The 12,695-nt window shown below is 56.7% G+C and carries 13 protein-coding genes and 1 pseudogene; 7 read left to right on the forward strand and 7 right to left on the reverse strand.

Annotation, left to right across the window (positions count from 1 at the left end):
* The first annotated feature begins 66 nt into the window (after positions 1-66).
* The 3 genes from ACOTW6_RS03600 (at position 67) to ACOTW6_RS03610 (ending at position 5,019) form a co-directional block, all read left to right on the forward strand.
* A complete protein-coding gene (locus ACOTW6_RS03600; RefSeq protein ID WP_062932286.1) occupies positions 67-678 on the forward strand; it encodes a YczE/YyaS/YitT family protein in 612 nt (203 codons plus the stop codon).
* Between the two features lie 77 nt (positions 679-755).
* Positions 756-1,826 (forward strand): LacI family DNA-binding transcriptional regulator, encoded by a 1,071-nt coding sequence (locus tag ACOTW6_RS03605; protein WP_062932285.1) that lies wholly within the window; start codon positions 756-758, stop codon positions 1,824-1,826.
* Positions 1,827-1,929: 103 nt separating this feature from the next.
* Positions 1,930-5,019, forward strand: a complete 3,090-nt coding sequence (locus tag ACOTW6_RS03610) for a beta-galactosidase (RefSeq protein WP_048973760.1) — start codon at positions 1,930-1,932, stop codon at positions 5,017-5,019.
* A 35-nt stretch (positions 5,020-5,054) separates the two neighbouring features.
* Here ACOTW6_RS03610 and ACOTW6_RS03615 read toward each other — a convergent pair whose 3' ends face one another.
* Entirely contained in the window at positions 5,055-5,870 is an 816-nt protein-coding gene (locus ACOTW6_RS03615) for a nickel/cobalt efflux protein RcnA (protein ID WP_062932284.1), read from the reverse strand.
* Between the two features lie 135 nt (positions 5,871-6,005).
* Here ACOTW6_RS03615 and ACOTW6_RS03620 point away from each other — a divergent pair, with 135 nt between their 5' ends.
* The gene (locus ACOTW6_RS03620) at positions 6,006-6,278 is read left to right on the forward strand and encodes a metal-sensing transcriptional repressor (protein WP_015571258.1); all 273 of its coding nucleotides are present in this window, start codon (positions 6,006-6,008) and stop codon (positions 6,276-6,278) included.
* Here the strand turns inward: ACOTW6_RS03620 and ACOTW6_RS03625 are convergent.
* The gene (locus tag ACOTW6_RS03625) at positions 6,271-7,839 is read right to left on the reverse strand and encodes an EAL domain-containing protein (protein WP_213788938.1); all 1,569 of its coding nucleotides are present in this window, start codon (positions 7,837-7,839) and stop codon (positions 6,271-6,273) included. The genes ACOTW6_RS03620 and ACOTW6_RS03625 overlap by 8 nt on opposite strands.
* A 217-nt stretch (positions 7,840-8,056) precedes the next feature.
* Here ACOTW6_RS03625 and ACOTW6_RS03630 point away from each other — a divergent pair, with 217 nt between their 5' ends.
* Together ACOTW6_RS03630 and ykgO are read left to right on the forward strand one after the other, a co-directional pair.
* Complete coding sequence (locus ACOTW6_RS03630; protein ID WP_015571255.1) at positions 8,057-8,317, forward strand: type B 50S ribosomal protein L31; 261 nt, start codon at positions 8,057-8,059, stop codon at positions 8,315-8,317.
* A 2-nt stretch (positions 8,318-8,319) separates the two neighbouring features.
* Positions 8,320-8,460, forward strand: coding sequence for a type B 50S ribosomal protein L36 (gene ykgO, locus ACOTW6_RS03635; protein WP_003859006.1), 141 nt, complete (start codon positions 8,320-8,322; stop codon positions 8,458-8,460).
* Here ykgO and ACOTW6_RS03640 read toward each other — a convergent pair.
* Positions 8,457-9,167, reverse strand: coding sequence for a GNAT family N-acetyltransferase (locus tag ACOTW6_RS03640; protein ID WP_062932282.1), 711 nt, complete (start codon positions 9,165-9,167; stop codon positions 8,457-8,459). The two genes, ykgO and ACOTW6_RS03640, sit on opposite strands and share 4 nt — an antisense overlap.
* Before the next feature lie 101 nt (positions 9,168-9,268).
* Between ACOTW6_RS03640 and ACOTW6_RS03645 the strand changes: the two are divergent.
* Positions 9,269-10,712: pseudogene (locus tag ACOTW6_RS03645) on the forward strand (PLP-dependent aminotransferase family protein).
* On the opposite strand, the gene ACOTW6_RS03650 reads toward ACOTW6_RS03645, so the two are convergent.
* The 4 genes from ACOTW6_RS03650 to tomB all read right to left on the reverse strand — a co-directional run bounded on the left by ACOTW6_RS03650 (position 10,684) and on the right by tomB (position 12,648).
* On the reverse strand, positions 10,684-11,151 hold the full coding sequence (locus tag ACOTW6_RS03650; protein ID WP_213788937.1) for a YlaC family protein: 468 nt from the start codon (positions 11,149-11,151) through the stop codon (positions 10,684-10,686). The pseudogene ACOTW6_RS03645 and the gene ACOTW6_RS03650 overlap by 29 nt on opposite strands.
* Positions 11,152-11,267: 116 nt before the next feature.
* Positions 11,268-11,819 carry a maltose O-acetyltransferase gene (maa, locus tag ACOTW6_RS03655; RefSeq protein ID WP_017694396.1) on the reverse strand — a complete coding sequence of 184 codons (552 nt, stop codon included), beginning with the start codon at positions 11,817-11,819 and terminating at the stop codon, positions 11,268-11,270.
* Between the two features lie 208 nt (positions 11,820-12,027).
* Entirely contained in the window at positions 12,028-12,246 is a 219-nt protein-coding gene (locus tag ACOTW6_RS03660; protein WP_015571250.1) for an HHA domain-containing protein, read from the reverse strand.
* 27 nt (positions 12,247-12,273) lie between these two features.
* Complete coding sequence (tomB, locus tag ACOTW6_RS03665) at positions 12,274-12,648, reverse strand: Hha toxicity modulator TomB (protein ID WP_006809850.1); 375 nt, start codon at positions 12,646-12,648, stop codon at positions 12,274-12,276.
* Positions 12,649-12,695: the final 47 nt, after the last annotated feature.

Raw genomic sequence — 12,695 nt, forward strand, 5'->3', positions numbered from 1 at the left:
AAACTGGACATTAATCATAGTGCCATTTTCAACGAAGATGGAACCTGGTTCTTCGGAGAAGAGAAAATGGTACGTCGTCTGGTACAACTTTATGTCGGTTTAGGCCTGTACGGGCTTTCAACCGCGATGTTTATTCGTTCGGATCTGGGTGTCGACCCGTGGGATGTCTTTCACCTTGGCGTCGCTATCCAGACCGGGATGAGCATTGGCACGGTGATTATTTTAACCGGGGCCGCGGTGCTGCTGCTGTGGATCCCGCTGCGTCAGCTGCCGGGGCTGGGCACTATCAGTAATGTGATTTGTATTGGTCTGGCGGCAGATGCGTCAATGACGCTGATCCCTGAGCTCACCTCGCTGCCCGTGCGCATCACCCTGCTGGTTTCCGGCATTGTGGTTAACGCCCTTGCCACCGGGATGTATATCGGCGCGGGTTTTGGCGCAGGCCCGCGCGACGGTCTGATGACCGGCATACATGCCCGGCTGGGCTGGTCGATCCGCAGCGTGCGTACCGCGATCGAGGTGACCGTGTTGATCGTCGGCTACCTCCTCGGGGGAGCGTTTGGCGTTGGAACCGTACTGTATGCATTAACCATCGGCCCGCTGATCCAGCTCTGTTTGCCGTGGTTTCGTCAGGGACCGCGCATTCAGAAAGCCGCGCGGCCGGAGCGGATTGTTTAATTTTGCGAAGCGCTCACAGGCTATGATGGCGTAACTGTGTCAGAATAGAGACTTCTCTTTTTACGACGCCAGAATGTATGAAAGCGATCACTCTTTATGACGTTGCCCGCATGGCGGGCGTTTCCTATCAGACCGTTTCCCGGGTGATTAACGACGCAGAACACGTTTCTGCCCGTACGCGGGAAAAGGTCCGGCAGGCCATGGCGGCGCTACACTATGTGCCTAACCGTGGCGCGCAGCAGCTGGCCGGGAAACGTACCCGCACGCTGGGGCTAATGACCAGCGATCTGGCGCTGCATGCGCCGTCGCAAATCGCCTCAGCTGTAAAATCCCGGGCAGTGGAGCAGGGGGCTAGCGTACTCATCTCCATGGTGGAGCAACCCGCGCAGTGTCAGGCTGCTTTGCAGGAATTACTGGCGCAGCGCGTGGAGGCGCTGCTGGTGAACGTTCCGCTGGAAGATGCACAGGCAGAAATGCTTCAGGAAATGGCCTCGCCGACCCCGGTTCTTTTTCTCGATGTTTCCCCCACAGCTCGGGTTAACAGCCTTGTTTTCAATGCCGAACAGGGCGCTGGCCTGGGGGCAGAGCATCTGCTTTCGCTGGGGCACCAGCGAATTGCGCTGCTCGCCGGGCCGGAAAGTTCTGTCTCTGCCCGGGCTCGTCTGGCGGGATGGAAAACCACGCTGGCCCGGGCCGGCGTGGAGGCGTTTGCGGTGGCGCAGGGCGACTGGAGCGCGGCCTCGGGCTATGAGAAAGGGCATCAGCTCCTGGCGGGCGCGCAGCTGCCGGAGGCGATCCTCGTCGCTAACGATCAGATGGCGCTTGGCGTTTTACGCGCCTGTGCGGAAAAAGGCGTTGCGGTACCGGGGCAGATCTCGGTTGTCGGGTTTGATGATACGGCTGACAGCGCGTGGTTTTCACCTCCGCTCACCACCGTTCGGCAGGCGTTCCGCGAGGCCGGTGAGCGCAGCGTGGAGTGGCTGATGGCACCTGACCATCACGACGAACGCTGGCAGGAACAACTTCCCGTTACGTTGGTCGTGCGTCATTCCACCGCGCCGCGCGCCGCACGGCAGGCCGATCGTGAAGATCTGGCACAACAGCTCAGAACGCTGGCGCTGCTGGCGGAGAAACTGGCGCGCAGCTAGCACTTTTGTGATCGTGCTCGCCTGGTGACGATCAAAGTCTTTACCGCCACCGTTTACCAGGGCATGTTGGCTGAAATTGTGAGCGCTTCGCAAAGAGGTTGATATGTCTTCTACATTGCCGCTGACCCTCAGCGCACTTCTGGCGCGTCGTGACTGGGAAAACCCGGGCGTGACGCAGTGGAATCGTCTGGCTACACACGCGCCTTTTCATAGCTGGCGCGATGAAACCTTCGCCCGCGAGGATAAACTTTCGCTAAGCAAGCGTCTGCTTAACGGCGTCTGGCGATTCAGCTTTTTCCCGGCGCCAGAGCAGGTTCCCGAGGCATGGATAACGGACGATCTGGCTGACGCCGTTGGGATGCCCGTGCCGTCGAACTGGCAGATGGAGGGATTTGACACTCCCATCTATACCAACGTCACCTATCCGATAAATGTGAACCCGCCGTATGTTCCGGCTGAAAACCCAACTGGTTGTTACTCGCTCACATTTGAGATGAATGACGCCTGGCTGTGCAGCGGGCAAACCCGCATTATTTTTGACGGGGTGAATTCAGCTTTTCATCTGTGGTGTAACGGCCAGTGGGTGGGCTATTCGCAGGACAGCCGTCTGCCTGCGGAGTTCGATCTCAGCGCGGTGCTGCGACCGGGGCAGAACCGTCTGGCGGTGATGGTGTTACGCTGGTGCGACGGAAGCTACTTGGAAGATCAGGACATGTGGCGGATGAGCGGCATTTTCCGTGACGTCTCGCTGCTGCACAAGCCGGAAACGCGAATTGCCGATTATCAGATCGTGACCGATCTGAATGCCGAATGCGATCGGGCGATACTCCAGGTTGACGTTGCGCTGGAAGGCTCACGCTACGCCGAATGCGAGGTGGCGTTTACCCTGTGGCGTAACGGCGAAGCCTGCGCGCAAACCACGCAGCAGCCCGGATCGGCCATCGTGGACGAACGCGGCAGTTGGGCAGAACGGCTCACGGTGGCGATCCGCGTGAACGCTCCCGTGCTGTGGAGCGCTGAAACACCGGAATGCTATCGGCTGACAATGTCGCTTCGGGATGCGCAGGGTAACGTGCTGGAGACTGAAGCCTGCGATGTCGGTTTCAGACGCGTCGAAATCAGCAACGGCCTGCTGAAGCTTAACGGCAAACCGCTGCTGATCCGCGGCGTGAACCGTCACGAACATCATCCTGAGAAGGGGCAGGTGATGGATGAGGCGACCATGCGCCGCGACATCGAATTGATGAAGCAGCATAACTTCAACGCCGTGCGCTGCTCACATTATCCGAACCATCCTCTGTGGTACACGCTTTGCGATCGCTACGGCCTGTACGTGGTCGATGAGGCGAATATTGAAACCCACGGCATGGTGCCGATGAGCCGCCTGGCGGACGATCCGCGCTGGTTGCCTGCCATGAGCGAACGCGTAACGCGTATGGTGCAGCGGGACCGGAATCATCCGTCCATCATCATCTGGTCCCTGGGGAATGAGTCCGGGCATGGGGCGAATCACGATGCGCTGTACCGCTGGCTGAAAACCGCCGATCCCACGCGGCCGGTGCAGTACGAAGGCGGTGGCGCCAGTACGGCCGCTACCGATATTGTCTGCCCGATGTATGCCCGCGTCGATCAGGATCAGCCGTTCCCGGCGGTGCCAAAGTGGTCGATTAAAAAGTGGATCGGCATGCCGGACGAAACCCGTCCGCTGATCCTGTGCGAGTATGCCCACGCGATGGGCAACAGCTTTGGCGGCTTTGCCAGCTACTGGCAGGCATTCCGCAGCCATCCCCGGTTGCAGGGCGGGTTTGTCTGGGACTGGGTCGATCAGGCGCTGACGAAAAAAGCGGAAGACGGCACGGCATACTGGGCCTACGGCGGCGATTTTGGCGATAAGCCCAACGACCGTCAGTTCTGCCTCAACGGGCTGGTGTTTCCCGATCGCACTCCGCACCCCGCCCTTTACGAGGCGCAGCGTGCCCAGCAGTTCTTTACCTTTACGCTGGTGAGCACCGTTCCGCTGGTCGTCGATATCCAGAGCGATTATCTGTTCCGTCATACTGACAACGAGCATCTGCGATGGTCAGTGGCGCGTGACGGTGCGGTATTGGCTTCCGGCGAAACACCCCTTTCTGTTGCGCCTCAGGAGACGCAGCGCGTTGAGATCCCGCTGCCTGAGCTTGACGCTGAGCCGGGCGAGGTCTGGCTCAACGTGGAGATCGTTCAGCCGCAGGCCACGCCGTGGTCGCCGCCCGGCCACCGTTGTGCCTGGGATCAGTGGCCGCTCCCGGCTCCGCTGTACCTTGCGCCACCGAAAGCAGGCGGAACCCCTCCGCAGCTAACGGTGCAGGACGAAGCGCTGGACATTACTCATCAGCAGCAGCGCTGGCAGTTTAGCCGTCTCACCGGAAACCTGACCCAGTGGTGGAACGAGGGCGCTGAAACGCTCCGTTCCCCGCTAACGGATAACTTCACCCGCGCGCCGCTGGACAATGACATTGGTGTCAGCGAGGCGACCCGCATCGATCCGAACGCGTGGGTGGAACGCTGGAAAGCGGCAGGGATGTATGGGATGTCCGCGCGCCTCCTCCAGTGTGAAGCGGAGCAGCATGCCCGTGAGGTGGTGGTGACCACGCAGCACGTCTGGGAGCATCAGGGTAAAGCGCTGTTTATCAGCTGCAAGCTCTGGCGGATTGATGACCACGGGGTGCTGCACGGTGATGTGCAGGTGACGGTGGCGTCTGACATTCCGGAGCCCGCTCGCGTGGGCCTGAGCGTTATGCTGGCGGATATCCCGGAAACGGTGCGCTGGCTGGGGCTAGGCCCGCTGGAGAACTATCCGGACAGAAAACTGGCGGCGCAGCAGGGGCGCTGGGCGTTACCGCTGGAAGAGATGCAGACGCCGTATATCTTCCCGACGGAGAACGGTTTGCGCTGCGACACCCGCGAGCTGACGTTTGGCTCCCATCAGTTGCAGGGACAGTTCCATTTCTCCCTGAGCCGTTATAGCCAGCGGCAGCTGCATGAGACAACGCATCAGCATTTGCTGCGGGAAGAGGCTGGCTGCTGGTTGAATCTTGATGCGTTTCACATGGGCGTAGGGGGGGACGACTCATGGAGCCCGAGCGTAGCCCCGGCCTTCATTCTGCAAAACCGCCGGCTGCGCTACACGTTTAGCTGGCAGCAGAACGGCTGAGCCGACACGTGCGGCCACTGCCGTGGCCGCAATGCTTATCTCAGGATCCCGCTTGCGCCGTGAATGCTCATATAAATCCCGACTACCGCGATCAGTGCCGCTGAGATCCACGGCGCCTTGCGCGAAAAGGCGCTAAAGCCGGGCCAGCGCTTCGCCGCATGTTTCAAGCTTAATGCGGCAATTGCGCCAGAGGCGACGAGAGTGAGCGCCAGTCCGATACTGAAACTGAACACCAGCGTGGCGCCGAGCGCGAAATGTTTCAGTTGCAGGCAGATCAGCAGCACCGTAATGGAGGCCGGACAGGGGATAAGCCCACCGGTCAGGCCGAATAGCGCGATTTGCCCGGTGGTGACCTCTTTACCGTTGAAGCGTCGGTTAATGTCCTGGGCGTGTGCGCGCTGGTGGGCATCCTGCCACTCCTCTTCAACCAGAGGAGACGTGTGGTCGTGATGATGCGCGTGGTCGTGATGATCATGATGGTGATGATGATCATCATGGTGGTAATGCGGTTGGCTCTCATGCCAGGTTCGCCACGCCATCCACAGGGCGATCAACACGATCAGAACCCCGGAAATCAACTGAAACCAGGGCTCAGACGTATCTGCATCCCATCCCCGACCAAACCATAATCCCGCCATCGCAATGATCCAGACGACCGCCGTATGAGACAGCGTTGCGGACAACCCAAGCAACACAGCCTGTTTGAGCGTACCGCGGATCGCCACGATGAAAGCCGCCATCATTGTTTTTGAATGGCCTGGCTCGAGGCCGTGGAGCGCGCCAAGCAGGATGGCGCTGGGAACAAACAGCCAGGCGTTGCCCTGCTGAAGAAGAGAAGAAAAATCGTTCATGGAACATTCCGGGGTGGAAAACATGTCGCGAATACTACCCCCCCCCCAGTAGTATAATACTACCCCCCAGTAGAAAAATACCCAGGGGGAGTAGAGCGTGATATGCTTTTTACGCCACCAAAGAGGAGCTAAGCGATGTCACACACGGTTCGTGATAAAAAGAAGTTATTGACCCGTTTGAAAAAAATTCAGGGGCAGAGCGCTGCGCTGGAAAAAATGCTCAACAGCGATCATGAATGCGCCGAGGTGTTACAGCAGCTGGCGGCGATCAGGGGCGCGGTAAACGGCATGATGATGCAAGTGATTGAGGGACATTTAACCGATCACGTGGTGAAAGAGCCAGAGGAAGCGCAGCGCGAAGCCGATCTCGGGGTCGTGATGCAGGTGATCAAATCGTACCTTAAGTAAGGTGCTTCTCCAGGTTGTGCCCGGCCCAGAGAATGAAATCCTCTTTAGGCAGCGCCTTGCTGAAATACCAGCCCTGGCCGTACTGCACGCCGTGGCGATGCAACCATTCGATCTGCCCTTCAGTTTCAATGCCTTCTGCGACCATCGCCAGTTTAAGCGATTTGGCCATTTCGATGATGTGGGGAGTCACGTTCTTGTACTCCAGCGCATCCACAAAGGATTTATCGATCTTCAGGGTATCGACATCCAGATCCTGCAAATAGCTCAGGCTGGAGTAACCCGTGCCAAAATCATCAATGTAGATAGCGTGTCCGGCGCGGCGAAACGCAGCGATGGCAGGCACGCTGAGGGCGGGATCGGCAAAGCCGCGCTCGGTCAATTCAAGGGCGATCTGGCGCGGGTGGACGCCCCATTTATTGAGCAACTGGCTCAACTGGCGAGGCAGCTCGGGGGACGTTAAATCCGATGGCGCAAGGTTGACAGAAATGTGCAGTTCCGGGTGATGGTGCAGCCAGGCGCCTAGATCCTCAAACACCTCATTCACCACCAGCTGCGTGAGCTTTGAAATAAGCCCCGTCTGCTCAGCCAGCGGAACAAAGAGATTAGGCGACAGGTTACTGCCATCCGGCTGCGGCCAGCGCATCAGCGCTTCAGCACCCACCAGTTTTCCACTACACAGCGCCACGATGGGCTGGTAGTGAACCTCGATCTCCCGGTTGTTGATCGCGTCGATCAGGCGGTGACGCGGGGACAGCAAACGGCGGAGGATGCGCAGGACAATAAGGGCAGCAACCAGGCTTAGCAAGATGCCAGCCGGTAGCCAGACGATCAGCTGCTGGTGCCAGGATTCCGCCAGCGGTTTTAACGACGCCCACGCGATCACCGTAAACCCCAGTTCGGGTACAGGCTTCAATACGTACATCGAGCCGTTGTATTGCACGCGCGTAACGTCCTGCTGCTCCTTAACGACAGAAAGAATATACGGGTCGACAATATTGCTTCTGGCAAATATCCGATGGGTTTCGCTGCCCACCAGGGCGGCATCCATCGAAATATCACCGAAAGGAACAACATCCACAAGCGAGGCCGGATCAACCATCACCAGATAATGTCCTTTCCCCAGAACGGCCATATAACGATCAATGCCAAGGTCGTTTTGCGAGGTGAGCCACGCGCTAAACCCGTCTGCGGTGATCCGCATCGGGGGCGGCAAGATCGCCGTATTACTGGATTGTTCCAGGGATGAGCAGAGCGGTTTCAGGCTATCGATATACATCACTTCCTGGATATAGCGCCATGAGAACGCGACCCGGCGCATTTCGCGTAAATGCGGGGGAGTGCAGGGCGGGGCGTGGAATGACTGTAGGTGCGTGAGCGCCTGTTTTGCCTGCGCAACGACTCTGTCGGTACGGATCAGGACGCGCGAGGCATAGCTGTCCAGCGCTTCCACAAATTTCTCCTCAGCCTGACGATGCGCCAGCCAGATACTGAGGCACACAGGGACCAGCACAGAGAAAATCAGTACGCCTGTCACCAGGCTGACCAGATGTCGGGTTCGCATGCTGCTTTATCCTTCCCATATGCCCGCCTCGGGCCTGGAGTTTGCGCGCCAGAGGAAAAAGTTTTTTATCGCTAAATGATATAGTTATAGCATGCAACAGTCTCAGGCAGGTACCTGAATAAACCTTTCAAAAACAGGCTGAGCGTCACAGGGGTTGTTTTTGCAGCAAAGCTCAGATAGTATTTTGTTATGTTATAACAATACATGAAGGCCAGAGATGAAACCGAATATCCATCCAACCTATCGCACCGTTGTGTTTCACGACACCACGGCGAATGAATACTTTAAAGTTGGCTCAACGATTAAGACAGACCGTGAAATTGAGCTTGAGGGAAAAACGTATCCCTACGTTACCCTTGATGTCTCCTCTAAATCACATCCGTTTTATACCGGGAAGCAGAAGACCTTCTCGACGGATGGCAGCGCGGCGCGCTTCCGCAAGCGTTTTGGCGGCTTTCTTGATGCGAAGCGAGGCTAATCATGCAGGTGCTGAACTCATTGCGCAGTGCAAAACAGCGTCACCCGGATTGCCAGATAGTCAAACGCAAGGGACGCTTATACGTGATTTGCAAATCTAACCCGCGCTTTAAGGCGGTGCAGGGGCGTAAAAAAAGACGCTAGACGCGCGTTTCTCGCCAGCTTTCCAGGGATCTTTTCTGTTTGCCATCGGCGGTAAAATTGTCGGTGGCAAGCCAGCTTTCAAACGCGCTCGCCAGCGCTGGCCACTCTTTGTCGAGAATTGAAAACCAGTCGGTGTCCCGGTTTCGGCCTTTTATGACCAGCGCCTGGCGAAAACGCCCTTCAAACTGAAAGCCCAGACGCAGGGCCGCTTTGCGGGAGGGTTCGTTCAGGCTGTTGCACTTCCACTCATAACGCCGGTAGCCCAGGGTATCGAACACGTACCGCATCAGCAGATACTGCGCTTCTGTCGACATGGGCGTGCGGCTTAACAGTGACGAGAAGTGAACATGTCCCACTTCCACAACGCCGTTTTTAGGATCGATCCGCATCAGGGACAGCGTCCCGACAGGAGACTGGGTCTGGTTATCGATAACGGTAAAGTGGATGGGATCGGCTAATTCGCTCACGCTCGCCACCCATTCGGCAAACTCCTCTGCGGTGGCATCGGGTTCACGCAGCAGCCACGTCCAGCTTCGGGTATCTCCGGCCAGGGAATACGCAGAGAACAACGCGTGGGCATGCTCCACGCGCAGCGGCTCAAGCCGACAATAGTGACCCTGAAGGACCACCCGGGACGGGTGCGGCCGAGGCTGCCAGTCGATAAGGCTTTCCCCTACAGGTTGTCCAAACTCATTGAATGTATTCATCTTTATTCCCATGACGTTAAGAAGATCTCCAGATTAATGAATTGCTGGTTCCTTAAAAAGAACCACCAGGCTATGTTTTTCTGGTACCACGAGGAGGAAAGATGAATATACCGGGTGATGAGCTATACACCTTGCTCCATGCTGCGCTGAAAAAACGTGGGGAAGAGACGCTCCAGCGTGCGCTCTATCTTGCTTTGCGGGAGGCTGCGGTCCGGCAGCCATTTGCCCGGCTCACGAACGCTGGCGCAGCAGATCTCTGTGTCCCGAAATACCGTCAACGCGGCGCTGGACCAGCTCACGCTCGAAGGTTATTTGCTGCGTAGCCGCCAGGGCACGCGGGTGGGGCAATTCGCTCCTCGGACGATTGCCCGGACATTACCGGACCCGGACGTCAGGCTGACAAAACGTGTCGCCCTGCTGCCCGCGCCTGTGCCGCGCGACACTCCGGTGATGGCGTTTACGCCGGGAACGCCTGCCATCAACTATTTCCCCTTGCCGCTGTGGCGGCGGTTGTACGATCGCGTCCTGCGCGAGGAGGGTAGCGCCCTGTTAGGATATGGCGACCCGGCCGGTGAGCCGACGCTGCGGGCCGCCATTGCCCGCCATCTTGCGCTCTCCCGCGGCATTGACTGTGACGCCAGCCAGATAGTGATAACCGAAGGGGCGCTGGAGGGCGTCAATCTGTGCACGATGCTGTTAAGCGAGCCGGGGGATGTCGCCTGGGTGGAAAATCCCGGCTATAGCGGCGCCAAAAGCGCTTTTGTCAAAACCGGCCTGGCGATGACCGGCATACCGGTGGATGACGAGGGGATGTGCTGGGAAGGGCTGTCTGCGCCTTCACCCACGCTGATTTTTACTTCGCCATCGCATCAGTTCCCTTACGGAAGCGTGCTCAGCGCGCGGCGGCGTCTGGCGCTGCTGGAACTGGCCCGGCAGCACAGCGCGTGGATCATTGAGGACGATTACGACAGCGAATTTCGTTATACCGGTGAGCCCGTCCCGGCGATGCTGGGCATGCTCAACAATGCGCCCGTTGTGTATCTGGGGACGTTCAGCAAAACGCTGTTTCCGTCGCTCCGGATGGGGTTCATGGTGTTACCGCCAGCGCTGGCGAAGGCGGCGCGTCCTGCCATCGGCTCGCTGCTGCGCGGCGGGCATCGCGCTGAACAGCGCACCCTGGCGCTGTTTATTGAGGAAGGCCACTATGCACGACATCTTGCCGCCATGCGCCGCCTTTACCGTAAGCGTTACCGCCAGCTGAGGGAGGTGCTGAGCGCAGAGCTTCATACGCCGTACCGTGTTCTTGCCGGGGAAGGGGGAATGCACCTGACGCTGGCGATTGACGGTATCGACGACCAGCGGCTGGTGGAGCAGGCAAGAGCGTTTCAGCTGGCACCCGCTGCGCTGAGCGGATATTACCTTGAGACGAAGCAGGGACAAACCGGTCTGGTTTTAGGTTACGGCAATACCTCTGCTTCGCAGTTTGCGCCGGGTATCCGACGTCTTCAGGCGCTCATTACGCAGCAGTGGAGCGGGAAAGGGTAAAGACATCATAAAAAGAGAGCTGGCCCTTGGTGGTGACCATTTTCTGCAACTTCTCTTTTTGCCCGGCTTCGACGGCCGGCGAGTGCAGGATGCTGTCGATCAGCTCTTTCGGCACGTAACGCGTGTTGTACCACTCCCCGTTGTAGCACACGCGGAAATCGAGTACGTCGATATCTTCATACCGGTAACGTGGATTGACGTCGAAAAAGTAAAACGCGTTAAACACCACGAACAGCACAACCAGCAGCCAGACGGAATCGACCAGCGTTTCAGACTTCAGCATGACGATAAGCGTTGCCAGCCAGGCGGCGTACATGGCGACGAACAACCCGGGGTGTTTGCGAATAAAGCTGATGCTAAAGCGCGGGCGATTGTCGCGCTTTTCGCGGGTATTGAGATCGTCGATGGTGGCGGTAAGCAGGCGCTGTATCTCTGTCATTTTTTGCCTTTATGATTGTTGAAAATACAGGTGATCTGCCTATTTTATGAGAGGGGTTTAGGCGATGAAAGTAACAGTTATGCCAGGAAAAAGCATAACAGTTACTCAGGATGCGCTTACAGCATTTTAATGATTTTCGCCGGATTGCCGCCCACGACAGCATTGGCCGGTACGTCTTTGGTCACTACCGCGCCGGAAGCGATAACCGCATTATCGCCAATGGTGACGCCCGGGTTAATGACTGCACGTCCGCCGATCCAGACATTATCACCAATGGTGACCGGTTTACCGTACTCCAGCCCGCTGTTACGTTCGGTCGCATCCAGAGGATGCGTGGCCGTATAAATGTGCACTCCAGGCGCAAGCATACAGTTATCGCCAATGCGGACAGGGCAGACGTCCAGCATGACGCAGTCAAAGTTGGCGTAAAAATTTTTACCCAGATAGATGTTATACCCGTAGTCGCAGCGGAAGCTCGGCTCTATATAGGCGCCTTCGCTTTGACCCAGCAGGTCAGCTAATAAGGCGCGACGTTCGGCCTTCTCATCGGGGGCGGTATGGTTATAGCGATGAACAAGATGACGCGCGCGTAAACGGTCAGCCCTCAGCGTGTCATCGCCAGGGCGGTAATATTCACCTGCAATCATCTTCTGTTTTTCTTCACTCATGGGAACCTCTCTGGAATCGTTTTACGTAGCGTAAAGAGGATTAACCAGAAAGGGAACGTTCCCTAAAAGTGGCTGTGACGGGAGTCACAACATTCTTGCGCATAAATACGTTTTATACGGGAACCTGGCGTTTGCACTTGAAGCGTAATTCGAAAGGTAAATTCAGCTTAACAACGGGCGTAGTGCCTTTACAGTCTCTCTTCAATGATTAACGAACAAATTTCCATACCGAAGAGGGGATCTTGTCATACAGTTTATTCATGGTCAGTTCAGCCAGACGATGGTCGGCAGCTGAATAAAATACCGCCAGTTCATTATCAGACAGCTCGTATTTATTTTTCTCAATAACACGTTCGAGGGTGTCAATTGACTGGCAGCGTCGCAGGCGCATCAAATAATCGACTTTTGTTAATGGTTTATCAGACATAAATTCACCTTAGTAATTGTAATAATTTTAACAGGAAAGACTAACCGGATTAGCTCTGCTGACATTAGTGAAGCAGCGAAATAGACGGTTTCCTGATTTACGCCATTTCTGCAAATCCTGTGCGTTAATGCCGTAGCTGCTGAACAACATAAAGGTGTCGTCCAGGTATTCATCAATTTGCTCTATCAACTTATTATCTTCATTGTACTTAATTTTATAATTAAGTGCGAAGGTGGCGATATGCTCGATCAGCTCGTTGAGCTGTAAATTGATAGCAGACGTTGGATCGTTCACCCAGCCATGGTTACTTTCTTCAAGATTGGCAAGGCAGTCATGGTACAAGGATTCGCAGAGAAATTTCAACTGCGCGATATCATGCCTTTTTGGCGAGTACTCGTCCATAGCGCATCCCCTTCTGAGTGATTTTTTACTCACCGAACATCATGTCG

The sequence above is a fragment of the Enterobacter cloacae complex sp. IR5403 genome (assembly GCF_049238705.1).
GTDB lineage: Bacteria > Pseudomonadota > Gammaproteobacteria > Enterobacterales > Enterobacteriaceae > Enterobacter > Enterobacter hormaechei_C.